This window comes from Streptomyces sp. NPDC091281 (genome assembly GCF_044757425.1).
Taxonomy (GTDB): Bacteria; Actinomycetota; Actinomycetes; order Streptomycetales; family Streptomycetaceae; genus Streptomyces.
The window spans coordinates 134,138-157,540 of record NZ_JBIVUY010000013.1 but is presented as its reverse complement, the minus strand read 5'-3'; the positions used below and the strand labels follow the sequence as shown (position 1 = coordinate 157,540).

Sequence of the window (23,403 nt, the reverse complement as noted above, 5' to 3'; positions counted from 1 at the left end):
CCGGCGATGCCGCCGTCACGTCACCGCGCTGAGCGTGTCCGCCAGGCGGCGGCGGGCGGCGCGGGTCGCCGGGACGGCGGCGAGGGCGGTCGCGCCGAGGACCGCCGCCGCCCCGAAGAGCAGCAGCAGCGTGGGGGAGGGGCCGTGCGCGATCCCGGCGCCCATGCCGTTCGACCGGCCCTGGGCGTCGATCAGCCAGTGCGCGAGCGGCGTCCCCAGCACCGTCCCGACCAGAGCGGCGGCCAGGGCGGTGCAGCCGGTCGCGGTCATCGTGATCGCGGTGATCTGGCGCGGTGACAGGCCGATGGCCTTCAGCGCCAGCAGATCGCGCTCGCCGTCCCGCACGGTCCCGCCGATCGCCGTGAGCAGCTCGATCAGCCCGATCAGGGCGAGCACGGCGATCACCCCGACCACGACACCACGCAGCGGGGACAGCCCGTCGGCCGGGTTGGGCACGGCCTGCACGTCCAGGTGGCCCTCCCCGGCGAGGGTCAGCCGACCCGCCACCGCGTACGGGTCGGCGCCGGGCCGCAGCCGCAGCTGGTACAGGGTCGGGGCCACCTCGGGGTCGTTCTCGCGGAGCGTGTCGAGCGAGGTCGAGATGACGCGGCCCCCGTTCTCCGGCTCGATGCTGCGGCCCACGATGTGCAGGATCTGCGGCTGGTCGCCCACCGTCATCCGCACCCAGTCGCCCACCTCGACGTCCAGCAGGTCCAGCAGCCCCTGCCCGGCCACCGCCTCGTCGCGGCCGTGCGCCGCGCGGCCCTCGGCCAGCGTGAACGGATACGGGTCGGCGCGGGTGCCGAGGCCGCGCAGCGCGATCGTCGCCGTCTGGCCGGGGACCAGCGCCGCCATCTCCACGCCGGGATAGGCGGCGGCGACCTGCGGGTCCCGCTCCAGCAGACGGCGGGCGCCCACGTCGGACAGCCCGGTGTCCGCGCGGGCCGTGAGCGCGGTCGGCAGGCCGGTCTCCTCGGGGCTGCTGCGGAAGTGGTCGATGGTGGTCCACGCGCTCAGCGCGACCACGATCAGCAGCAGCGGCAGCGTCAGCCGGGCCACCGTCGCCAGCGAGCGCGGGCGCAGCGGGAACGCGCGGTGCCAGCCCAGGACCAGCGCGGGCGGCACCCGCAGACCGAGGGCGCGGCGGGCCACGCCGGACAGCCGGCCGCCCGCCGGGGCCGCCGTCCGGGGCACCGGCACCGGGGGCACCCGCCCCGCCCGCCAGGCGGCCAGGCCGGTGGTCGCGCCGATGAACAGCACCACGCCCACCGGGACGGCCAGCAGCGCCACCGCGTGCGCGGGCAGGCCCTGCCAGACCCCGACCGCGTCCCCCAGACGGCCCGGGATGCGGCTGCCGAGCGCCTGCACCAGCGCCGCCGCGGCGGCGGCGCCGAGCAGGGCGTACGCGAAGTGCTGGACCAGGAAGATGCGGACCACCTGGCCCGGCGTGAAACCGATCGCCTTCAGCACGGAGATGTCGCGCAGGTGCCCGCGGATACGGGTGCTGATCGCCCCGTGCACGGCCAGTCCGGCGGCGACCAGCGCGCCCAGGCCGAACAGCCCCAGCACCTGCCCGAGGAGCCGGTTGTCGCCCTGGGCCTCGGCGCGGGCCTGCTGCCAGGTGGAGACCTCGCTGACGGCACCCGCGCCGAGGACGGTGACCGCGCGCTGCACGGTGTAGTCGGTGTCGCCGGGGTCGGTCAGCCGCAGCCCGATGACCTGGCCGCTCGGGGACGGCACGGCGGAGGGCAGCGCCCAGACCACGCCGGGCCGGTCGCCGGGGCGGTAGCGCGGCTCGGCGCTGTCGGCGACACCGAGGACGGTCAGCTCGCCGGTGCCGGGCAGCGCGAGGGTGTCGCCGGGCTGCGCGACGAGGGTGCGGGCGAGGCGGCTGTCCAGGACGACCCCGTCCGGGACCGCCGGGTCCAGCCAGCGGCCGGTGGTGAGCAGGGGGCGGCCCACGGCCGGTTCCCGCACGGTGCCGCGCAGCTCGACGGAGGCGCGGGCGCCGCGTGAGGTGAGGGTGGTGACGGAGACCGGGAAGGGGCCCGCGACGTCCTCCACGCCGTCCAGCCCGGCCAGGCCGGACGCGGCGGCGGTGGGGCCGGTGTGGATCCAGACGTGGGCGCCGCGGGCCTGGGTGAAGACCCGCTGCCAGGGGTTGGTGGCGTATCCGAAGAGGGCGGTCGCCAGCAGCAGCGAGGCGACGATGCCCGCCGTGGCGACGACGAGGAACAACGCCTCGCCGCGGTGTGTCCGCAGGTCGGAGTGCGCCCAGCGCAGGGTGGCCCGCATGCCGCTCAGCCCCTTCGCCGGGGGAGCGGGACGGGTCGGGACAGCGGGACCGCCGGGACGGGCCGGGACAGCCGGGCGAACCGGGGCAGCGGGACGGGCCGGGAGGGCGAATACGGCCGGGGGAGCGGAAGCGGCCGGAGGAGCGCGCGGGCGGGTATGTGTCCCGCCCCGTGCCCGGCCTCGTGTGCACGTGTCAGGCGACCCGCCGCCCCGCCGTCCCGCGCCCCCATGTCAGTCCCTCAGTTCCAGCACGCCGGATATCCCGCTGCCGCGGGACGGGGTGCCGTCGAGGTCGGCGTCGTCGGTGATCCGGCCGTCGAAGAAGCTGATCACCCGGTCCGCGGCGCTCGCCAGCCGGGCGTCGTGGGTGACCAGGACGATCGTCTGGCCGCGCTGGTGGAAGCGGGCCAGCAGCCGCATGACCTCGCGGGTGCCCTTGCTGTCCAGGCTGCCCGCGGGCTCGTCGGCGAGCAGCAGCGGCGGCCGGTTGACCAAGGCCCGCGCCAGCGCCACCCGCTGCTGCTCGCCACCGGACAGCTCGCCCGGCAGCGCGCGCTCCTTGCCGGTGAGCCCCAGCTCGGACAGCAGGTCCTCCCGCTCGGCGCGGGCCTGCCGGGGCGAGACGCCGGTGAGCAGCGCGGGCAGCTCGACGTTGTCGGCGACGGAGAGGTTGGAGACCAGGTTGAAGAACTGGAAGACGATCCCGATGCGCCGCCGCCGCTCCACCGCCCAGCGCGCCTCGCGCCAGCCGTCGGTGCGCTCGCCGTCCAGCAGGAGGCTGCCCTCGTCGGGCCGCTGGAGCCCGCCCAGCAGATGCAGCAGGGTCGACTTCCCGGCGCCGGACGGGCCGGTGACCGCGACGAACTCGCCCCGCTCCACCGACAGGTCCACCCCGCGCACGGCGTGCGCCGGGGCGCCCTCGCCGTGGTGGGTCTTGACCAGGCCCTCGGCGCGCAGCAGGGGAACGGGACGCTCGCTCACTCCAGTCCCTCCAGCTCTTCCAGCTCTTCCTGGCACCGTTCCAGCCAGTCGAGGTCGGCCTGGAGGTGCAGCATGGCACCTTCTATCAGCAACTGGGCGATCCGGTTGTCGCGGTTCTCCGCCGCCGCCAGTTTCGACAGGTTGCGCATGGTGGTCAGGTACTGGCGCCGCTGCCGGTTGATCAGGGAGATCTGGTCGGCGATGCCGGTCTGCGGGGCGAGTGCCAGCTTCATGAAGAACTCGTCCCGTACCCGTGGTTCGTCGGCCGTCTCCTCGTACCAGGCGCGCAGCTCGGCACGGCCCGCGTCGGTGAGGTGGTAGATCTTCTTGTTCGGCCGGCTGGACTGCTCGACCTCTTCGCCCTCGATCATGCCGGTCTTCTCCAGGCGGCCGAGGGTGACGTAGATCTGGCCGACGTTGGCCTGAGGGTACGCGGCGCCCAGAAGTTGCTCAAGGTCCTGCTTGAGCTCGTAGCCGTGGGCCGGACCGCGCGCGAGAAGGGCCAGGAGGGGCAGGCGCACTCGTGCTTCCTCCTAGTCCGCGAATGTGCTCCAGGCCCTAGTATCGCGCATACCTAACGGGTATACATGGCCCCGGACCGGGCGACGGGGCCCGTGCCGTCGTGCTGGGAGGAATCTATGCGGTGGGTCCACACCGCCGGTAGGGGCCTCCTCGTCCTCGCCGTGATCCTCAGCGGGTACGTCGCCTCCGGGGCCCGCGCCGACGAGGCGGCGCTGACCGGCCGCGGGCCGCTCACCCTCGCCACCGCGGGGGACCTCACCGGCTATCTCGGCCCGCTCCTGGAGGGCTGGAACCGCACCCACCCCGGTGAGCGGGTCACCCTCGTCGAGCTGCCGGACTCCGCCGACGAGACCCGCGCGCAGATGGCCACCGACCTCAAGGACGGCGACCGCAACCGCTTCGACGTCCTCAACATCGACGTCAACTGGACCTCGGAGTTCGCCGCGGCCGGCTGGATCCGCGCGCTGCCGCGCGAGCGCTTCCCGCTCGACGCGTTCCTGCCGCCGGTGGTGGACACGGCGACCTACGACGGCCGCCTGTACGCGGTCCCGTACGTCACCAACGCCGGGCTGCTGCTCTACCGCAAGGACGTCCTCGACGCGGAGGGCGTGCCGCCGCCCCGCACCTGGGCGGAGCTGGAGCGGGCCGCGAGGACGGTCGCCCCGAAGTACGGACTCGACGGCTACGCGGGCCAGTTCCTGCCCTACGAGGGCCTCACCGTGAACGTCGCCGAGGCCGTGTACTCGGCGGGCGGCAGCATCCTCGGCGGTGAGGGCACCCGGGTCACGGTGAACTCCGCCGCCGCCCGCGAGGGCATCGCCTTCCTCGCCCGGGGGGTGCGCGAGGGCTGGATCCCCAAGGAGTCGCTGACGTACAAGGAGGAGGAGTCGAAGGAGGCGTTCCGCAACGGCCGCCTGCTCTTCCTGCGGAACTGGCCCTACGCCTACGTCGCCGCCTCCGAGGCCAGCTCCCCGGTGGCCGGGAAGATCGGCGCCGTGCCGCTGCCGGGGCCGGACGGTCCGGGGACCAGCGTGCTGGGCGGCTCCAACCTGGCCGTCAGCGCGCACGCCCGGCACCCCGACTCCGCCGCGCGGCTGATCACCTACCTCACCAGCGAGCCCGTGCAGCGCCAGGTCCTCACCCAGGGGGCGCTGCCGCCGGTGCGGTCGGCGCTGTACGAGGACCCGGACCTGATCCGGGACTTCCCCTACCTGCCGACGCTGCGGGCGAGCGTCCTCGCCGCCGCGCCCCGGCCCAAGAGCCCGCGCTACGACCAGGTCAGCCTGGTGGTGCAGGCGGTGGTGGACGACGCGATGACCGGGCACGAGTCGCCCTCGTCGGCGGTGCGCCGCCTCGCGCGCGAACTGGCGGCGGTCTCCGCGCGCTGAGCCGCGCCCGGACCGCCTACGGCCCGGCCCTCTCTCTGCCGTAGCCCGCCTACTTACATGTTAGGTAACGCCAGGGTCTCATCTGTCCGGATTCTGCCCCGATAGATGCGCATTTGCCGGGCCAACTACCCAGTAGCTTCCGCCTACTCGTTGACACCCCTGCGACACGTTTACTTAACATGCATGCATAACAACCGGCACGCACAGACAGGCCGACTCGGGTGACAACTCAGCTCATCGACACCCACCGCTGGTGGCGCGACGCAGTGATCTACCAGGTGTACGTCCGCAGCTTCCTCGACAGCACCGGCGACGGCATCGGCGACCTCGCCGGGGTCCGCGCCGGGCTCCCGTACCTCAAGAAGCTCGGCGTGGACGGCATCTGGCTGAGCCCGTTCTATCCGTCCCCCCAGCACGACCACGGCTACGACGTCGCCGACTACTGCGAGGTCGACCCCGTCTTCGGCGACCTCGCCGAGTTCGACCTGCTGGTCGCCGCCGCCCGCCGCCTCGGCCTCAAGATCCTCCTGGACATCGTCCCCAACCACTGCTCCACCGAGCACCCGTGGTTCCGCGAGGCCCTGACCGCCGCCCCCGGCAGCACCGCCCGCGCCCGCTTCCACTTCGCCGACGGCCGCGGCCCCGACGGAGCCGAGCCGCCCAACAACTGGCACGCCATGTTCGGCGGCCCCGCCTGGAGCCGGGTCCCCGACCCCGACGGCCGCCCCGGCCAGTGGTACCTCCACATGTTCACCCCCGAGCAGCCCGACTGGAACTGGCGCACCCCCGAGGTCGCCGCCGAGTTCGACCGCGTGCTGCGGTTCTGGCTCGACCGGGGCGTCGACGGCTTCCGCATCGACGTCGCCGCCGGCCTCTACAAGCACCCCGCCCTGCCCGACTCCGACGACCCGGAGGCCGACGCCCGCACCCGCGACTCGGTCAACCCGCTCGCCTGGAACCAGCCCGAGGTGCATGACGTGTGGCGGCACTGGCGGGCCGTCTGCGAGGAGTACACCGCCGCCGACGGCCGCGAACGCCTCCTCGTCGGCGAGGTCTCCGTGCCCACCGCCCGCGAACACGCCCGCTACGTCCGCTCCGACGAACTCCACCAGGCCTTCTTCTTCGACCTGCTCAGCGCCCCCTGGAGCGCCGACGCCTTCCGCAAGGTCGTCTCCGAGGCCATGGACGACATCGCGGGCACCGGCTCCACCGTCACCTGGGTCCTCAACAACCACGACCAGGTCCGCACCGTCACCCGCTACGGCGAACCCGCCACCGAGGGCAGCGGCCTCGGCACCGCCCGCGCCCGCGCCGCCGCCCTGCTGATGCTCGCCCTGCCCGGCGCCGCCTACATCTACCAGGGCGAGGAACTCGGCCTCCCCGAGGTCGTCGACCTGCCCGACGACGTCCTGACCGACCCGATCTTCCGCCGCACCGGCAGCCGCGCCCGCATCCGCGACGGCTGCCGGGTCCCGCTGCCCTGGTCGGGCCAGGCCTCCCCGTTCGGCTTCACCTCCGGCGCCGAGTCCGCCAAGCCCTGGCTGCCGCAGCCCGAGTACTTCGCCGCGTACGCCACCGACCGCGCACTCGCCGACACCCGCTCCTTCTGGCACCTCTACCGCGACGGCCTCCAACTGCGCTCCAGCCTGCCCCAGTTGGGCGAGGGAAGCCTGCGCTGGCTGGAGAGCCCGCCCGGTGTCCTCGCCTTCGTCCGCGGCGACGGCCTGGTCTGCGCCGTCAACTTCGGCACCGCCCCCACACCCGCCCCGGTCTCCGGCACCCCGCTGCTGTCCAGCGGTCCCTGCGCCCCCGGCGTCCTGCCCGGCTCCACCGCCGCCTGGTGGCTCGCCGACCACTGAATCTCTCGTCCACGCCCCACTCCCCGAAGGGACATCAACGATGATGCGACGACGTACGACCCTCCTCACCGGCTGCACCGCCCTGGTACTGGCGCTCTCCGCCACCGCCTGCGGAGGCAGCGACGACCCGGTCTCCGCCGGGGGCGGCGACAAGACGCTCGACGGCCAGACCGTCACCGTCGCCGGGGTCTGGACCGGCACCGAGCAGAAGAACTTCCAGAAGGTGCTGGACGCGTTCGGCGAGAAGACCGGCGCCAAGACCCAGTTCGTCTCCACCGGCGACAACGTCTCCACCGTCGTCGGCAGCAAGATCGAGGGCGGCAACGCCCCCGACGTCGTGATGGTCCCGCAGGTCGGCGTCCTCAAGCAGTTCGCCGACAACGGCTGGCTCACCGCGCTCTCCCCGGCCACCCAGAAGTCCGTGGACGCCAACTTCGCCCCCGTGTGGAAGAACTACGGCACCGTCGAGAACACCCTCTACGGCCTCTACTTCAAGGCCGCCCACAAGTCGACCGTCTGGTACAGCCCCGAGGCCCTCACCCAGGCCGGGGTCGAGCCGCCGACCACCTACGAGGACCTCCTCACGGCGGGCCGCACCGTCTCCGACTCCGGGCTCGCCGCCTTCTCCGTCGCGGGCCAGGACGGCTGGACCCTCACCGACTGGTTCGAGAACATCTACCTCTCCCAGGCCGGACCCGAGAAGTACGACGCCCTCGCCGCCCACGAACTGAAGTGGACCGACGCCTCCGTCGTCGCCGCCCTCACCACCCTCGGTGACCTCTTCAAGGACAAGCAGCTTCTCGCGGGCGGCCAGAAGGGCGCCCTGAACACCGACTTCCCCGGCTCCGTCGAGAAGGTCTTCGGCCCCAAGCCCGAGGCGGGCATGGTCTACGAGGGCGACTTCGTCGCGGGCGTCGCCAAGGACCAGTTCGGCCGGACCATCGGCGAGGACGCCAACTTCTTCCCCTTCCCCGCGGTCGGCGGCGGTGAGGCCCCCGTCGTCAGCGGCGGCGACGCGGCCGTCGTCCTCAAGGACGGCAAGAACGCCAAGGCGGGCATGGCGCTTGTCGAGTACCTCGCCACCCCCGAGGCCGCCGCGGTCTGGGCGAAGGCGGGCGGCTTCCTCTCCCCGAACAAGGAACTCGACCTCTCCTCCTACGGCGACGACGTCACCCGCGCCACCGCCAAGTCCCTCGTGGAGGCGGGCGACTCGGTCCGCTTCGACATGTCCGACCAGGCGCCCGCCGCGTTCGGCGGCACCAAGGGCGCGGGCGAGTGGAAGATCCTCCAGGACTTCCTGCGCGACCCGTCCGACCCGAAGGGCACCGCGGCCGAGCTGGAAGCCGCGGCGGCCAAGGCCTACAAGGGCTGAGGGTCATGACCGCGACCCTGGCCACGGGGGCGGCGCCCGCGCCGCCCACCGGTCCGAGCGACTCCGCCCGCCGCGCCCGCAGCAGAGGGCGGATCATCGCCCTGCTGTTCGCCCTGCCCGCACTGCTGCTGCTGGGCGCCCTCGTCGTCTACCCCGTCCTGTTCTCCGTGGGACGCAGCTTCTTCGACGCCTCCGGCGACACCTTCGTCGGCGCCGACAACTACACCGAGATGTTCCGCGACCCGGCCACCCTCAAGGCCGTCCGCAACACCGCGATCTGGGTCGTTGTCGCCCCCACCCTCCTCACCGGCCTCGGGCTCGTCCTCGCGGTGCTGGTCGAGAAGGTCCGCTGGGCCACCGCCTTCAAGCTCCTGCTCTTCATGCCGATGGCGGTCTCCTTCCTCGCCGCCGGCATCATCTTCCGCCTCGCCTACGACGAGGACCCCGACAAGGGCGTCCTCAACGCCGCCCTGGTCTCCGTGCACGACGCGTTCTCCGACTCGGCGGCCTACCCCACCGCCCGCGCCCGTCCCGGCGGCGACCTCGACGCGGACAAGGACGGCTCCTACACGACCGGCGCGAGCGTCTCGCCCGGCGACACCGTCAACCTCCCGCTGGTCGGCGTCGCCCCCAAGGACCTGCCCTCCGGCGCGGCCCCCGCCTTCCCGGCGTCGGGCGAGGACGCCGCCCCCGGCGAACTGCGCGGGGTCGTCTACCTCGACTTCACCCCCGGCGGCGGCGGACAGCAGAACAGCGTCGACCGGCAGGAGAGCGGCCTGCCGCAGATGAAGGTCGAGGCGGTCCGCGACGGCCGTACCGCCGCCAGCACCACCACCGCCGCCGACGGCTCCTACCGTTTCACCGGCCTGGACGCCGGCTCCTACACACTGCGCCTCCCCGCCGCCAACTTCGCCGAGCCCTACGACGGCGTCTCCTGGCTGGGGCCGGCCCTGGTCACCCCGGCGATCATCGGAGCGTACCTGTGGATCTGGACCGGTTTCGCGATGGTGCTGATCGGCGCCGGACTCGCCACCCTGCCACGCGACGCGCTGGAGGCGGCCCGGATCGACGGTGCCAACGAGTGGCAGATCTTCCGCAGGATCACCGTGCCGCTCCTCGCACCCGTCCTGACCGTGGTGTTCGTGACCCTGGTGATCAATGTGATGAAGGTCTTCGACCTCGTTTACATCATCGCCCCCGGACCCGTGCAGGAGGACGCCACGGTGCTCGCCACCCAGATGTGGCTGGTGTCCTTCGGCGGCGGCAACAACCAGGGACTCGGCAGCGCGCTCGGTGTCCTGCTCCTGCTGCTCGTCGTCCCCGCCATGGTCTTCAACGTCCGCCGCTTCCGAAGGAGTCAGCGATGAACGCGGTACGGCGCCTGGTCGGCAACGGCCTCGTCCAGGCGGTCCTCGTGGTGATCGGCCTGATCTGGCTCACCCCCCTGGCGGGTCTCTTCCTGTCCTCGATGCGGTCGGCCGAGGACACCGCCGAGGGCGGCTGGTGGACGGTGTTCGACAGCCCCGGACAGCTCTCCTTCGACAACTACTCCGAGCTGCTGAAGAACTCCGGCATCACCCAGGCGTTCTGGAACACGGTGCTGATCTCGGTGCCCACCACCGTGCTGGTCGTGGTCCTCGCCGCGCTCGCCGGATACGCCTTCGCCTGGCTGGAGTTCCCCGGCCGGGACGCCGTCTTCCTCGGTGTGGTCGCCCTGCTGGTGGTGCCTGTGCAGATCGGTCTGCTGCCCGTCGCCAAACTCTTCGGCGAGCTGGGCCTGTTCGGCACGATCCCCGGCGTCGTCCTCTTCCACGTGGCGTACGGACTGCCGTTCGCGGTGTTCCTGCTGCGCAACTACTTCGTGGAGATACCGAAGGAGATGCTGGAGGCCGCCCGCATGGACGGCGGCGGCGAGTGGCGCATCTTCACCCGGCTGGTGCTGCCGGTCGGGCGGCCCGCCCTGGCCAGCCTCGCCATCTTCCAGTTCCTGTGGGTGTGGAACGACATGCTGGTGGCGCTGCTGTTCGCCGACAGCTCCTCCCAGCCGCTCACCGTGGAACTCCAGTCCCAGATCCGCCAGTTCGGCAGCAACATCGACGTCCTGGCACCGGGCGCGTTCCTCTCCCTGATCGTGCCGGTGGCGGTCTTCTTCGCCTTCCAGCGGCACTTCGTGCAGGGCGTGATGGCGGGCTCGGTCAAGTGACCCGACGGTCCCGGTAGACGACCGTACGCGCGAGAGGGCGGGCGGGGGACGCGATTCCCCCGCCCGCCCTCGCGTCGTGCGCGCGGCCCGGTGTCAGGCCGTGGCCGGCGGATACAGCGCGCGCGGCAGCCGCGAGGCCGCCGCCGCGTCCAGCAGCCACAGCGTGCGGGCCTGCCCGCGCGCCCCGGCCGCCGGGGCCTGGATCTCCCCCGCGCCCGACAGGGCGATGGCCGCGGCCTCCGCCTTGTCCTCCCCGGCCGCCAGCAGCCACACCTCACGGGCGGCCCGGATCGCCGGAAGAGTGAGGCTCACCCGGGTCGGCGGGGGCTTCGGCGCGCCGCGCACCCCGACCACCGTCCGCTCGGTCTCCCGCACGGCCGGCAGCTCCGGGAAGAGCGAGGCCACATGGGTGTCCGGGCCGACGCCCAGCATCAGCACGTCGAACGCGGGCACCCCGCCGTGCTCGCCCGGACCGGCCGCCTGCGCCAGCTCCTCGGCGTAGGCCGCCGCGGCGGCCTCCACGTCCGAGCCGTACGGGCCGTCCGAGGCGGGCATCGCGTGCACCCGCTTCGGGTCCACCGGCACCGCGTCCAGCAGCGCCTGGCGGGCCTGCGTGACGTTGCGCTCCGGGTCGCCCTCCGGCAGGAAGCGCTCGTCGCCCCACCACAGGTCCAGCCGGGCCCAGTCGACGGCGTCCCGGGCGGGCGCCGCCGCCAGCGCGGCCAGCAGGCCGTTGCCGTTGCGCCCGCCGGTGAGGACCACCGACGCGACGCCCCGCGAGGCCTGCGCGTCCACGATCCGTGTGATCAGCCGGGCCGCGGCGGCCTCGGCCATCAGCTCCTTGTCGCGGTGGACGACGAGCTGCGGGGCGCTCACTCGGCCGCCGCCTTCTTCGCCTTCCCCTTCGCGGGGGTCACCGCGTCCGGCGCCGCCGCCTGCGCAGCGGGTGCTTCAGCAGCCGACGCGCCGTCACCGGCCGGTTCTCCTTTGGCGGCGGCGGAACCCGAGGCGCCCGCACCGGAGTCGCCCGCACCGTTCACCGAACCGTTCGCGGAGCCACCGCTCGCCGAACCCGCCGAACCCGCCGAACCCGCAGAGTCCGCCGGGGAGTCGAGCCGCCCCACCCCGAACCGCAGCGCCGAGGCGTACGTGTCGTCCGGGTCGAGGCGCCGCAGCTCCTCCGCGATCAGCTCGGCCGTGTCGCGGCGCTTGAGCGCCACCGCGCGGTCGGGCTGACCCTCGATGGAGAGCGTGGCGAGCGAACCGTCGGCCCGGTCCAGCACGATCGGGCCGCAGTCGGTGCGCATCCGGACCGCCGTGAGCCCCGGCCCGCTCGACGGCGAGCGCAGGACGGGCACGTCCAGCCGGTCCCCGAGCCACATCGCCAGCAGCTCGCAGCTCGGGTTGAACTCCTCGCCTTCCACCTCGACCGACTCCACCGTGCAGGTGACCTGGTCCAGGGCCGCCGCCAGCATCGACCGCCAGGGCGTGATCCGGGTCCAGGACAGGTCGGTGTCGCCGGGGGTGTAGGTCTCGGAGCGGACCGTCAGGTCCTCGACCGGGTGCTCGCCCGCGTAGGTGTCGGTGACCCGGCGCTGGGCCAGCGCGCCGAGCGGGTCCTTGGCCGGGTCCAGCGGCGCGTTCACCGGCCACCAGACGACGACCGGCGCGTCCGGCAGCAGCAGCGGCAGCACGACCGACTGCGCGTGCTCGGCCACCTCGCCGTACAGCCGCAGGAACACGGTCTCGCCGGTGCCCGCGTCCGCGCCCACCCGTACCTCGGCGTCGAGGCGGGACGTGGTGCGGTCGCGGGGTGAGCGGGAGACCCGCTTGATGACGACCAGGGTGCGCGAGGGGTGCTCGCGCGAGGCGTCCCCGGCGGCCTTGAGGGCGTCGTAGGCGTTCTCCTCGTCGGTGACGATGACGAGGGTCAGCACCATGCCGACGGCCGGGGTGCCGATGGCCCGGCGGCCCTGCACCAGCGCCTTGTTGACCTTGCCGGCCGTGGTGTCCGTGAGGTCTATCTTCATGGCCGGCGCCAGCTCCGTCCGTCTCGTTCGAGCATGTCGTCCGCCTCGACGGGACCCCAGGTGCCCGACTCGTACTGGGCGGGCGTGCCGTTGCTGTCCCAGTACTGCTCGATCGGGTCGAGGATCTTCCAGGACAGCTCGACCTCCTCGGTGCGCGGGAAGAGGTTCGAGTCGCCGAGCAGCACGTCGAGGATCAGCCGCTCGTACGCCTCGGGGCTGGACTCGGTGAAGGACTCGCCGTAGGCGAAGTCCATGGACACGTCCCGGATCTCCATCGAGGTGCCCGGCACCTTGGAGCCGAAGCGGACCGTGACGCCCTCGTCGGGCTGGACGCGGATGACGATCGCGTTCTTGCCCAGCTCCTCCGTCGCCGTGTGGTCGAAGGGGGAGTGCGGGGCGCGCTGGAAGACCACCGCGATCTCGGTGACCCGGCGGCCCAGCCGCTTGCCGGTGCGCAGGTAGAAGGGGACGCCCGCCCAGCGGCGGTTGTCGACCTCCAGCTTCACGGCGGCGTAGGTGTCGGTCTTCGACTTCGGGTCGATGCCCTCCTCCTGGAGGTAGCCGACCGCTTTCTCGCCGCCCTGCCACCCCGCCGCGTACTGCCCGCGCACGGTGTCGCGGCCGAGGTCCTTCGGCAGCCGGACGGCGCCCAGCACCTTGGTCTTCTCCGCGGCGAGCGCGTCCGCGTCGAAGGAGGCGGGCTCCTCCATCGCGGTGAGCGCCATCAGCTGGAGCAGGTGGTTCTGGATGACGTCGCGGGCGGCGCCGATGCCGTCGTAGTACCCGGCCCGGCCGCCGATGCCGATGTCCTCGGCCATCGTGATCTGCACGTGGTCCACGAAGGACCGGTTCCAGATCGGCTCGAACATCGTGTTGGCGAAGCGGAGCGCCAGGATGTTCTGGACGGTCTCCTTGCCGAGGTAGTGGTCGATGCGGAAGACCTGGTCCGGGGCGAAGACCTCGTGGACGAGCGCGTTCAGCTCCTCCGCCGACTTCAGGTCGTGCCCGAACGGCTTCTCGATGACCGCCCGCCGCCACGAGCCGCCCGTCTGGTCGGCCAGCTGGTGCTTCTTCAGCTGCTGGATGACGACCGGGAAGGCGCCCGGCGGCACCGACAGGTAGAAGGCGAAGTTGCCGCCCGTGCCCTGTGCCTTGTCCAACTCCTCGATGGTGGAGCGCAGCCGCTCGAACGCCTCGTCGTCGTCGAAGGTGCCCTGCACGAAGCGCATCCCCTGGATGAGCTGCTGCCAGACCTCCTCGCGGAACGGGGTCCGGGCGTGCTCCTTGACGGCGTCGTGGACCTCGGCGGCGAAGTCCTCGTGGGCCCACTCGCGGCGGGCGAACCCGACGAGCGAGAAGCCCGGCGGCAGCAGACCCCGGTTCGCGAGGTCGTACACCGCGGGCATCAGCTTTTTCCGTGACAAATCGCCCGTGACGCCGAAGATGACCAGGCCCGACGGCCCCGCGATACGCGGGAGCCGTCGGTCTGCGGGGTCACGCAGCGGATTGCTGCTCGACAAGTTCTCAGCCCTCCGACGGGGCGAGGCGCTGGAGCTCCGCCTCGGTCGACTTGAGCAGGTCGTTCCAGGACGCCTCGAACTTCTCGACGCCCTCGTCCTCCAGCAGCTGCACGACCTCGTCGTACGAGATCCCGAGCTTCTCCACCGCGTCGATCTCGGCACGCGCCTGCTCGTAGGTGCCCGCGATGGTGTTCCCGGTGATCTGCCCGTGGTCCTCGGTGGCGAACAGCGTCGCCTCCGGCATGGTGTTCACCGTGTTCGGCGCCACCAGGTCGTCCACGTACAGGGTGTCCTTGTACGCCGGGTCCTTCACACCGGTGGAGGCCCACAGCGCGCGCTGCTTGTTGGCGCCCGCCCGCTCCAGCACGCTCCAGCGGTCCGAGGAGAAGACCTCCTCGTACGCCTCGTACGCGAGCCGGGCGTTGGCGAGACCGGCCTTGCCGCGCGCGGCCTTCGCCTCGTCGGTGCCGAGCGCGTCGAGGCGCTTGTCGATCTCGGTGTCCACGCGGGACACGAAGAAGGACGCCACCGAGTGGATCTTCGACAGGTCCAGGCCGCGCTCCTTGGCCTTCTCCAGGCCGCTCAGGAAGGCGTCCATCACCAGGCGGTAGCGCTCCAGCGAGAAGATCAGCGTGACGTTGACGCTGATGCCCAGGCCGATGACCTCGGCGATGGCCGGGAGACCCGCCCGCGTCGCCGGGATCTTGATCAGGGTGTTGGGGCGGTCCACCAGCCAGGCCAGCTGCTTGGCCTCGGCGACCGTCGCCGCCGTGTTGTGGGCCAGGCGGGGGTCGACCTCGATGGAGACCCGGCCGTCCTGGCCGCCGGTGGCGTCGAAGACCGGGCGCAGGATGTCGGCGGCGTCCCGGACGTCCGCCGTCGTGATCATCCGGATGGCCTCTTCGACCGTGACCTTGCGGGCGGCGAGGTCGGCCAGCTGCTGGTCGTAGCCGTCGCCCTGGGAGATCGCCTTCTGGAAGATCGAGGGGTTGGTGGTGACGCCCACGACGTGCTGCTGGTCGATCAGCTCGGCGAGGTTGCCGGACGTGATCCGCTTGCGCGACAGGTCGTCCAGCCAGATCGCCACGCCTTCCTCGGAGAGGCGCTTGAGTGCGTCTGTCATGGAATTACATCTCCTACGGTTCGTGGGTGGGCGTCAGCGCTGAGCGGTCGCGAGCGATGCACGGGCCTGCGCGGCCACGTTCTCGGCAGTGAAGCCGAACTCGCGGAAGAGGACCTTGCCGTCGGCCGAAGCACCGAAGTGCTCCAGGGAAACGATCCGGCCGGCGTCCCCGACGTACTTGTGCCACGTGAGCCCGATACCGGCCTCGACGGACACCCGGGCCCGCACGGACGGCGGCAGCACGCTCTCCCGGTACCCCTGGTCCTGCTCCTCGAACCACTCCACGGACGGCATCGACACCACCCGCGTCGGCACGCCCTCGGCCTCCAGCAGCTCACGCGCCTCGACGGCCACGTGCACCTCGGAACCGGTCCCGATGAGGATGACCTCGGGCGTCCCCGAGGAGGCCTCGAACAGGACGTAACCGCCCTTGGCCGCGTTCTCGTCGGGCTCGTACGTCGGCACGCCCTGGCGGGTCAGCGCCAGACCGTGCGGGGCGCCCTTGCCGAACACCTTGGTGTAGCGGCGCAGGATCTCGCGCCAGGCGATCGCCGTCTCGTTGGCGTCGGCCGGGCGGACCACGTTCAGGCCCGGGATCGCACGCAGCGACGCCAGGTGCTCGACCGGCTGGTGGGTCGGGCCGTCCTCGCCGAGACCGATGGAGTCGTGCGTCCACACGTACGTCACCGGCAGGTGCATCAGCGCCGACAGCCGTACGGAGTTGCGCATGTAGTCGGAGAACACGAGGAACGTGCCGCCGTAGACACGGGTGTTGCCGTGCAGCGCGATGCCGTTCAGCTCCGCGGCCATGGAGTGCTCGCGGATGCCGAAGTGGATCGTGCGGCCGTACGGGTCCGCCTCCGGCAGCGGGTTGTCCGCCGGGAGGAACGACGAGGTCTTGTCGATCGTCGTGTTGTTGGAGCCCGCGAGGTCGGCCGAGCCGCCCCACAGCTCCGGGATGACCGCGCCGAGAGCCTGGAGCACCTTGCCGGAGGCCGCGCGGGTGGCGACGCCCTTGCCGGGCTCGAAGACCGGGAGCTTCTCCTCCCAGCCCGCGGGCAGTTCGGTGGCGGCCACCCGGTCGTACACGGCGGCGTGCTCGGGGTTGTTGTCCCGCCACAGCTGGAAGGACTTCTCCCACTCGGCCCGCGCCTGCGCGCCGCGCTCCAGGGCGCCGCGGGTGTGCGCGATGACCTCGTCGGAGACCTCGAAGCTCTGCTCCGGGTCGAAGCCGAGCACACGCTTGGTGGCCGCGACCTCGTCGTCGCCGAGCGCCGAGCCGTGCGCGGCCTCGGTGTTCTGCGCGTTCGGGGCGGGCCAGGCGATGATCGAGCGCATCGCGATGAAGGACGGCCGGTCCGTCACCAGCTTGGCCGCCTCGATCGCGTCGTACAGCGCGTGCGGGTCGAGGTCGCCGTCGGGCTTGGGGGCGACCCGTTGCACGTGCCACCCGTACGCCTCGTAGCGCTTGACGGTGTCCTCGGAGACGGCCGTCTCCGTGTCGCCCTCGATCGAGATGTGGTTGTCGTCCCACAGCAGGGCCAGGTTGCCGAGCTTCTGGTGGCCCGCCAGCGAGGAGGCCTCGCCGGAGATGCCCTCCTGGAGGCAGCCGTCACCCGCGATGGCGTAGATGAAGTGGTCGAACGGAGATTCGCCCTGCGGCGTCTCCGGGTCGAACAGGCCGCGCTCGTAGCGGGCGGCCATGGCCATGCCGACGGCGTTGGCGACACCCTGGCCCAGCGGGCCGGTGGTGGTCTCGACGCCCGTGGTGTGCCCGTACTCGGGGTGACCCGGGGTCTTCGAGCCCCACGTCCGGAAGGACTTCAGGTCGTCCAGCTCCAGGCCGAAGCCGGCCAGGTAGAGCTGGGTGTAGAGGGTCAGGGACGAGTGGCCCGCGGACAGCACGAAGCGGTCCCGGCCCACCCAGTCGGCGTCCGCCGGGTCGTGCCGCATCACCTTCTGGAAGAGGGTGTAGGCCGCGGGCGCCAGGCTCATCGCCGTACCGGGATGGCCGTTGCCGACCTTCTGTACGGCGTCGGCGGCCAGGACACGCGCGGTGTCGACGGCCCGCTGGTCCAACTCGGTCCACTCGAGGTCTGTGGTGGTCGGCTTGGTGCTCACCCTGGGTCAGGGCTCCTCTCCACATGTCGAATACCGGCTGTTTCGGGCGCGCGCCCACCGGCTCCCCGGTGCAGTGGATGCCACCGGCCGTTGTCGAGCCTACCCCCGTGAGGACGTGCGTTTTTTCGAGTCATTCCAGACTGCCGGGCCCGCTCGCCATCCGCCTCCCGAGGGGCCGCGGCCCCTTTCGGCACATGAATACGGCGCCGCTCATCTGACTGCTCAATCGAGCTTCCGTACGAGCTGTGAGCGCACCCCCGGACAGGCTCCGGACACCCCCGCGGACGCACCTGCGCGCGGCCCTGCGCGCGCGCCTCCGAACAAGGTCGCGAAGGGGTCGCGCGCGACGGTGAACCCCGGCCGGGCGGCCCTTCCCAACACGACCCACCCCCGCGAAGGACGACGTATGGGCAACGTCTACAGTGGCGTGGTACGCGCGAGCCGTCACCGGTCCTTTACACCGTCAGGCTTGCTGGGAGTCTCTGTCAGGGGTGTGCGTGACGGCCGTTGAATCCCGTCCAGCGGGGGTTATCGGGACGAGCCAGAGCCCGAGCCGACGGCCGGTGAAGGCCCGAGCCATGGCGTTCGTGGCGCTGACCAAGCCGCGGATCATCGAGCTGCTGCTCATCACCACCGTTCCGGTGATGTTCCTCGCCCAGCAGGGCGTGCCCGACCTCGGGCTCGTGCTGCTGACGTGCCTCGGCGGCTATCTGTCCGCGGGCGGCGCCAACGCGCTGAACATGTACATCGACCGCGACATCGACGCGCTGATGGACCGCACCGCGCAGCGCCCGCTCGTCACCGGGATGGTCAGCCCGCGCGAATGCCTCGCCTTCGGGCTCGGCCTCGCCGTCGTCTCCACCCTGCTGTTCGGCCTCACCGTCAACTGGCTGAGTGCCTGGCTCGCCCTCGGGGCCCTCCTCTTCTACGTCGTCGTCTACACGATGATCCTCAAACGGCGTACGTCGCAGAACATCGTCTGGGGCGGCATCGCCGGGTGCATGCCCGTCCTCATCGGCTGGTCCGCCGTGACGGACTCGCTCTCCTGGGCGCCGGTCGTCCTCTTCCTCGTCATGTTCTTCTGGACGCCGCCGCACTACTGGCCGCTCTCCATGAAGGTCAAGGACGACTACGCCCGCGTCGGCGTGCCGATGCTGCCGGTGGTCGCCTCCAACAAGACCGTCGCCAAGCAGATCGTCCTCTACAGCTGGGTGATGGTCGCCGTCTCCCTGCTGCTGACCCCCCTCGGCTACACCGGCTGGTTCTACACCACCGTCGCCCTCGCGGCGGGCGGCTGGTGGCTGTGGGAGGCGCACGCCCTCCAGAACCGCGCCAAGGCCGACGCCACCGGAGCGAAGCTCAAGGAGATGCGCCTCTTCCACTGGTCCATCACCTACGTCTCCCTCCTCTTCGTCGCCGTCGCGGTGGACCCCTTCCTGCGCTGAGCGCCCTCCCGCCCGCCGGTCACGGCCGGGGCGCGTGGTCCATGCCACGCACCCCGGCCGTCGCCGTCTCCGCTACCCGTCGGTAGCATCCTGGCCATGGCAGACACCAAGCAGGTTGACGCGGACGCCGGGGCGGAGACCCCGGCGGCGAGCGGTTCGAAGGCCGCGGCGAAGGCCGACGCGAAGGCGGAGCGCGTGGCGGCCCGGCTGGCCCGCCGCATCGGCGCCTTCGCCAAGGAACACGGCGGCGCCGAGGGCCAGATCGCCTACATCGGCGAACGCGGCGCGCGGATCGTGCTCGTCGGCGAGGACGGCGGCTGGGGCGACCTCGTCGCCCCCTCCATGGACGTCGCGCGGCAGGCCGTCGAGAGGTCCGGGATCACCGTCCACGAGGACTTCGACGGCGAGTTCGCCGCCAAGGTGCGGACGGGGCCGTACGAGTGGAGCCGCATGGCGGGCATCCAGGTCGGCGGGCCGCGGAACACCTGAGCGACACCTGACACCCGGTTCACCCGTTAGGACCTGAAGGGAGCACAGGTCCAGTCACGGGAGTCCCGATGATCGAAACACCGTCGCTGGTGGACCAGTACTGCCACGGCGTCCTGAGAACGGAGCTGGGCCTCGGCACGTTCGAGGCCCAGCTGGCCCGTACCGAGGGCCCGCCCGCCCCCGGCACCACCCTCTTCGACACCCAGACCGGGTTCGCGGTCCGCCGCTGGTGCCCGCCGCTGCTCGGCCTCGAACCGCACTGCCCGCCCGCCCGCTACCTCGCCCGGCGCCGGGAACTCGGCGTCCTGGAGGCGGGCCGCCGGCTGCTGCGCGGCAGCGGCATCACCACCTACCTCGTCGACACCGGGCTGCCCGGCGACCTCACCGGACCCGAGGAACTCGCCTCGGCCGCCCGCGCCGACGCCCGCGAGATCGTCCGCCTCGAACTCCTCGCCGAGCAGGTCGCCGACACCTCCGGCACCGTCGAGGCCTTCCTCGCCAACCTCGCCGAGGCCGTGCACGGCGCCGCCGGGACCGCGGTCGCCTTCACCTCCGTCGCCGGGGTCCGGCACGGCCTCGCCCTGGCGCCCGAACCGCCGGGGCCGGGGGAGGTGCGGGGCGCGGCGGGGCGCTGGCTCGCCGGGCGGCGGGTGGGCGGTGAGCTGACCGACCCGGTGCTGCTGCGGCACCTGCTGTGGATCGCCGTCTCCTCCGGGCTGCCGCTCCAGCTCCACGCGGGCCTCGGCGAGCCCGGCCTGCGCATCGACCGCACCGACCCGGTCCTGCTCACCGACTTCGTCCGGGCCACCGCCGGACTCGGCACCGACCTGGTCCTGCTGCACGGCTACCCCTACCACCGGCACGCCGCCCACCTCGCGGGCGTCTTCCCGCACGTCTACGCCGACTCCGGCGCCGCCCTGGTGCGGACCGGGGCCCGCGCGGCGACCATCCTCGCGGAGATCCTGGAACTCGCCCCCTTCGGCAAGATCCTCTTCTCCAGCGGCGGCCAGGCCCTCCCCGAACTCCACGTCGTCGGCGCCCGCCTCTTCCGCGAGGCCCTGGGCCGCGTCCTCGGCACCTGGGTCGCCGAGGGCGCCTGGTCCCTGACGGACGCCCGCCGCGTCGCGGACATGGTGGCCGCGGGCAACGCGCGGCGGGTCTACGGGGTGGAGTGAGGGTGGGTGCCGCGGGGCGGGGTGCACGGGGCCGATCTCCGTGGGCCGGGGTGAGCGGCGCGTCCGGGGGGCCGCCGGGGGGCGCGTGGGGGTGAGGCGGTGGTACGGGCACGGGGTGCGCGCCGGGGACGGCTCCGCCCGCGGCGGCGCGTGCTTCCGGGCGCGCGGGCGGGCGGGCGGATTCCGCGGACGGGGGTCGTGGCGCCGTACGAGAGTGGGCGGATGACGACCGACCGCCTGCTCGACCGCTTCCGTGCCGCCCTCGCCCCGCTGGAACCCCTCGCGCTCTGGGCGCACGGGTCGCTCGCCGGGGGCGACTACCGGGAGGGCCGCAGCGACCTCGACCTGATCGCGGTCCTGCCGGGGCCGGTCCGGCCGGTCACGGCCTGGCGGGTGGCCGTCGCCCACCAGTCGCTGCGCGCCGAACCCCTCGCGGGCGGCCTGCACTGCTCCTACCTCACCCCGGCCACGGCCGCCGACCCCGCGCGCGGGCATCTCACCTGGGCGCACGGCGGCCTGACGCGCCGTCCGGTGACCCCGGTCACCCGCCGCGAACTCCACGCCTTCGGCCGGGTCCTGGCCGGGGCGGCGCCGACGGGCCTGCTGCCCCCGGTCACCGACGCCGAGCTGGCCGCCTTCGTCGTCGCCGACCAGCGCGACTACTGGCGCCCGGCCCTGGACGACGCCCGCCTGTGGACCCGCGACATCTGGATCGACCTCGGCCTGCTCACCCACGCGCGGGCCGCCGTCACCCTGCGGGAAGGACGGCTGATCACCAAGCGCGAGGCCCTTGCCGAACTCCTCGCGCTCGGTGCGCCCCCGGAGGCCGTCGAGGACGTCCGGCTGCGCCGCTACGGCGGGGTCACCCCGTCGGCCCCGATGGCGGGGGAGGCCTGGCGGGAGCGTCGGGCGGGGCTGGTGTGCGGGTGGCTCGGCCGGTCCGTCGACCGGCTGGTGGCGGCGTACGGCTGATCCGGCCCTACGGGTGATCCGGCCGTACGGGTGCCCCGCCCCCCCCGTGGTCTGCCGGGGAGGCCGGTCAGGGGGCTCAGCCGCGGGAGCTGAGGGCCGCCTCGGTCGCCGGGGACGGGAGGTCCACCGTCAGCGGGGGGCGTTCGCGGAGGGAGAGGTGGACGCGGATGACGCCGATCCAGACCAGGGCCGAGCCCAGCATGTGCAGGCCCACCAGCACCTCGGGGAGGTCGGTGAAGTACTGGACGTAGCCGATCACGCCCTGCGCGAGCAGGATCACGAAGAGGGCGCGGGTGCGGTTCAGGGGGCCCTTGGGGGAGTCGACGGCCTTGAGGACGAACCAGAGCGCGAAGGTCAGCGACACCACGATCCAGGCGAGGACCGCGTGCACCTTGGAGACCGTCTCCCAGTCCAGCGGCATGCGTTCGACCTCGCTGGAGTCGCCCGCGTGCGGGCCCGCGCCGGTCACCACGGTACCCACCAGGATCAGCAGCACCGTCGTCCCGACCAGGGACCACACGAGCTGCCGCACCGCCCCGCCGACCAGCGGCCGGGGCGCGCCGTCCCCCTCGCGGGTGCGCTGCCACATCACCGCGGCGACCGCGATCAGCGCGGAGGTCGCCATGAAGTGGGCGGCGACCGTGTACGGGTTGAGGCCGACCAGCACCACGATCCCGCCGAGGATCGCGTTGCTCATGACCACCCAGAACTGGGCCCAGCCCAGCCGGGTCAGGCCACGCCGGTACGGCTTCTGCGAGCGGGCCGCGATGATCGCCCAGCCGACCGCCGCGCACAGCACGTACGTCAGCATGCGGTTGCCGAACTCGATCGCGCCGTGCACGCCCATCTCACGGGTGGAGGTGAGCGAGTCGTCGGTGCACTTGGGCCAGGTCGGGCAGCCGAGGCCCGAGCCGGTGAGCCGCACCGCACCGCCGGTGACCACGATGATCACCGCCATGAGCAGCGCCGCGAAGGCGGCCCGCTGGACGGTCCGTGGGTCCGGGGTCCAGCGGGCGGCGATGAAGGCGAGGGGGTTGCGCACGGCCGCTACGGCGTCGGCGGGGGTCAGCTTTGGCACGTGCCCCATCGTAGGGGGCCGCTTGTGCACGCTTTCACGAGGGTCCGGCAGTGGGCCCCGCGGCACGTCGCGGGCTCACTCCCAGCGGAAGAAGCGGCCCGCCGCGGCCAGGCCCGCGACCGCCCAGACGGCCAGCACGGCGAGGTTCCCCCACGGCATGCCCGCGCCGTGCTGGAGCACGTCCCGCAGACCGTCCGAGAGGGCCGAGATCGGCAGCAGCCCGAGGACGTCCTGCGCGGCGGGCGGGAACTTGTCCAGCGGGACGATCACCCCGCCGCCGACGAGCAGCAGCAGGAAGACCAGGTTGGCGGCGGCGAGCGTCGCCTCCGCCTTGAGGGTGCCCGCCATCAGCAGGCCGAGGCCGGAGAAGGCGGCCGTGCCGAGCAGGAGCAGCAGCAGGACCGAGAACGGGTCGCCGTGCGGCGACCAGCCCAGCGCGAAGGCGATCCCGGTCAGCAGCGCCACCTGGAGCACCTCGGTGACCAGGACGGACAGCGTCTTCGCCGTCATCAGGCCCCAGCGCGGCAGCGGGGACGCCGCGAGCCGCTTCAGGACGCCGTAGCGGCGTTCGAAGCCGGTGGCGATGGCCTGGCCGGTGAACGCCGTCGACATCACCGCGAGCGCCAGGACGCCCGGGGCGAGGAAGTCGACCGCCTCGCCCGCGCCGGTGTCGACGATGTCGACCGAGCCGAACAGCACCAGCAGCAGCGACGGGATGATCACGGTGAGCAGAAGCTGCTCGCCGTTGCGCAGCAGCATCCGCGTCTCCAGCGCCGCCTGCGCCACGATCATGCGGGCCAGGGGGGCGGCGCCCGGCGCGGGGGCGTAGG

The 23,403-nt window shown here is 72.7% G+C and carries 19 protein-coding genes; 9 read left to right on the top strand and 10 right to left on the bottom strand.

Features of this window, described 5'->3' with window-relative positions:
- Positions 1–15 precede the first annotated feature (15 nt).
- The 3 genes from ACIQPQ_RS29595 to ACIQPQ_RS29585 form a co-directional block, all read right to left on the bottom strand.
- Complete coding sequence (locus ACIQPQ_RS29595) at positions 16–2,295, bottom strand: ABC transporter permease (protein ID WP_401309668.1); 2,280 nt, start codon at positions 2,293–2,295, stop codon at positions 16–18.
- Between the two features lie 231 nt (positions 2,296–2,526).
- Positions 2,527–3,276: an ABC transporter ATP-binding protein gene (locus ACIQPQ_RS29590; protein ID WP_401309665.1), complete on the bottom strand. Its 750-nt coding sequence runs from the start codon at positions 3,274–3,276 to the stop codon at positions 2,527–2,529.
- Entirely contained in the window at positions 3,273–3,797 is a 525-nt protein-coding gene (locus ACIQPQ_RS29585; protein WP_401309662.1) for a PadR family transcriptional regulator, read from the bottom strand. The genes ACIQPQ_RS29590 and ACIQPQ_RS29585 overlap by 4 nt, the downstream gene beginning before the upstream one ends.
- 117 nt (positions 3,798–3,914) lie before the next feature.
- Between ACIQPQ_RS29585 and ACIQPQ_RS29580 the strand changes: the two genes are divergently transcribed.
- The 5 genes from ACIQPQ_RS29580 (at position 3,915) to ACIQPQ_RS29560 (ending at position 10,620) form a co-directional block, all read left to right on the top strand.
- Positions 3,915–5,186, top strand: a complete 1,272-nt coding sequence (locus tag ACIQPQ_RS29580) for an ABC transporter substrate-binding protein (RefSeq protein WP_401309659.1) — start codon at positions 3,915–3,917, stop codon at positions 5,184–5,186.
- Positions 5,187–5,422: 236 nt separating this feature from the next.
- Complete coding sequence (locus tag ACIQPQ_RS29575; RefSeq protein ID WP_401310010.1) at positions 5,423–7,045, top strand: alpha-amylase family glycosyl hydrolase; 1,623 nt, start codon at positions 5,423–5,425, stop codon at positions 7,043–7,045.
- A gap of 40 nt (positions 7,046–7,085) precedes the next feature.
- Positions 7,086–8,417, top strand: coding sequence for an ABC transporter substrate-binding protein (locus ACIQPQ_RS29570; RefSeq protein ID WP_401309656.1), 1,332 nt, complete (start codon positions 7,086–7,088; stop codon positions 8,415–8,417).
- 5 nt (positions 8,418–8,422) lie between these two features.
- Positions 8,423–9,784, top strand: coding sequence for a carbohydrate ABC transporter permease (locus tag ACIQPQ_RS29565; RefSeq protein ID WP_401309653.1), 1,362 nt, complete (start codon positions 8,423–8,425; stop codon positions 9,782–9,784).
- Complete coding sequence (locus ACIQPQ_RS29560) at positions 9,781–10,620, top strand: carbohydrate ABC transporter permease (RefSeq protein ID WP_383772326.1); 840 nt, start codon at positions 9,781–9,783, stop codon at positions 10,618–10,620. Before ACIQPQ_RS29565 ends, ACIQPQ_RS29560 begins: the two co-directional genes overlap by 4 nt.
- 93 nt (positions 10,621–10,713) lie before the next feature.
- Here ACIQPQ_RS29560 and pgl read toward each other — a convergent pair whose 3' ends face one another.
- The 5 genes from pgl to tkt are packed head-to-tail and all read right to left on the bottom strand — an operon-like array spanning position 10,714 to position 17,414.
- Entirely contained in the window at positions 10,714–11,496 is a 783-nt protein-coding gene (gene pgl, locus ACIQPQ_RS29555; protein WP_401309649.1) for a 6-phosphogluconolactonase, read from the bottom strand.
- The gene (gene opcA, locus ACIQPQ_RS29550) at positions 11,493–12,650 is read right to left on the bottom strand and encodes a glucose-6-phosphate dehydrogenase assembly protein OpcA (RefSeq protein ID WP_401309647.1); all 1,158 of its coding nucleotides are present in this window, start codon (positions 12,648–12,650) and stop codon (positions 11,493–11,495) included. Before opcA ends, pgl begins: the two co-directional genes overlap by 4 nt.
- Positions 12,647–14,170, bottom strand: a complete 1,524-nt coding sequence (gene zwf / locus ACIQPQ_RS29545) for a glucose-6-phosphate dehydrogenase (protein ID WP_401309644.1) — start codon at positions 14,168–14,170, stop codon at positions 12,647–12,649. The genes opcA and zwf overlap by 4 nt, the downstream gene beginning before the upstream one ends.
- A 4-nt stretch (positions 14,171–14,174) precedes the next feature.
- Positions 14,175–15,293, bottom strand: coding sequence for a transaldolase (tal, locus tag ACIQPQ_RS29540; RefSeq protein ID WP_401309641.1), 1,119 nt, complete (start codon positions 15,291–15,293; stop codon positions 14,175–14,177).
- Positions 15,294–15,326: 33 nt separating this feature from the next.
- Entirely contained in the window at positions 15,327–17,414 is a 2,088-nt protein-coding gene (gene tkt / locus ACIQPQ_RS29535; protein ID WP_401309638.1) for a transketolase, read from the bottom strand.
- Between the two features lie 491 nt (positions 17,415–17,905).
- Between tkt and ACIQPQ_RS29530 the strand changes: the two genes are divergently transcribed.
- The 4 genes from ACIQPQ_RS29530 (at position 17,906) to ACIQPQ_RS29515 (ending at position 21,495) form a co-directional block, all read left to right on the top strand.
- The gene (locus ACIQPQ_RS29530) at positions 17,906–18,859 is read left to right on the top strand and encodes a heme o synthase (RefSeq protein WP_401309635.1); all 954 of its coding nucleotides are present in this window, start codon (positions 17,906–17,908) and stop codon (positions 18,857–18,859) included.
- Positions 18,860–18,955: 96 nt separating this feature from the next.
- A complete protein-coding gene (locus tag ACIQPQ_RS29525) occupies positions 18,956–19,348 on the top strand; it encodes a hypothetical protein (RefSeq protein ID WP_401309632.1) in 393 nt (130 codons plus the stop codon).
- Between the two features lie 68 nt (positions 19,349–19,416).
- Complete coding sequence (locus tag ACIQPQ_RS29520) at positions 19,417–20,523, top strand: amidohydrolase family protein (protein ID WP_401309629.1); 1,107 nt, start codon at positions 19,417–19,419, stop codon at positions 20,521–20,523.
- Positions 20,524–20,745: 222 nt separating this feature from the next.
- A complete protein-coding gene (locus ACIQPQ_RS29515) occupies positions 20,746–21,495 on the top strand; it encodes a nucleotidyltransferase (protein ID WP_401309626.1) in 750 nt (249 codons plus the stop codon).
- A gap of 76 nt (positions 21,496–21,571) precedes the next feature.
- Here the strand turns inward: ACIQPQ_RS29515 and ACIQPQ_RS29510 are convergent, their stop codons facing one another.
- Positions 21,572–22,582 (bottom strand): heme A synthase, encoded by a 1,011-nt coding sequence (locus tag ACIQPQ_RS29510; protein ID WP_401309623.1) that lies wholly within the window; start codon positions 22,580–22,582, stop codon positions 21,572–21,574.
- Positions 22,583–22,648: 66 nt separating this feature from the next.
- Positions 22,649–23,365, bottom strand: a complete 717-nt coding sequence (locus ACIQPQ_RS29505; protein WP_401310008.1) for an ABC transporter permease — start codon at positions 23,363–23,365, stop codon at positions 22,649–22,651.
- Positions 23,366–23,403: the final 38 nt, after the last annotated feature.

Bases quoted from the DNA above. Each gene is read 5' to 3' on its own strand.
- ACIQPQ_RS29595 (WP_401309668.1), bottom strand. From the start codon at position 2,295: ATGCGGGCCACCCTGCGCTGGGCGCACTCCGACCTGCGGACACACCGC.
- ACIQPQ_RS29580 (WP_401309659.1), top strand. From the start codon at position 3,915: ATGCGGTGGGTCCACACCGCCGGTAGGGGCCTCCTCGTCCTCGCCGTG.
- ACIQPQ_RS29570 (WP_401309656.1), top strand. From the start codon at position 7,086: ATGATGCGACGACGTACGACCCTCCTCACCGGCTGCACCGCCCTGGTA.
- ACIQPQ_RS29565 (WP_401309653.1), top strand. From the start codon at position 8,423: ATGACCGCGACCCTGGCCACGGGGGCGGCGCCCGCGCCGCCCACCGGT.
- ACIQPQ_RS29560 (WP_383772326.1), top strand. From the start codon at position 9,781: ATGAACGCGGTACGGCGCCTGGTCGGCAACGGCCTCGTCCAGGCGGTC.
- opcA (WP_401309647.1), bottom strand. From the start codon at position 12,650: ATGAAGATAGACCTCACGGACACCACGGCCGGCAAGGTCAACAAGGCG.
- tal (WP_401309641.1), bottom strand. From the start codon at position 15,293: ATGACAGACGCACTCAAGCGCCTCTCCGAGGAAGGCGTGGCGATCTGG.
- ACIQPQ_RS29525 (WP_401309632.1), top strand. From the start codon at position 18,956: ATGGCAGACACCAAGCAGGTTGACGCGGACGCCGGGGCGGAGACCCCG.
- ACIQPQ_RS29520 (WP_401309629.1), top strand. From the start codon at position 19,417: ATGATCGAAACACCGTCGCTGGTGGACCAGTACTGCCACGGCGTCCTG.
- ACIQPQ_RS29515 (WP_401309626.1), top strand. From the start codon at position 20,746: ATGACGACCGACCGCCTGCTCGACCGCTTCCGTGCCGCCCTCGCCCCG.
- ACIQPQ_RS29510 (WP_401309623.1), bottom strand. From the start codon at position 22,582: ATGGGGCACGTGCCAAAGCTGACCCCCGCCGACGCCGTAGCGGCCGTG.
- ACIQPQ_RS29505 (WP_401310008.1), bottom strand. From the start codon at position 23,365: ATGATCGTGGCGCAGGCGGCGCTGGAGACGCGGATGCTGCTGCGCAAC.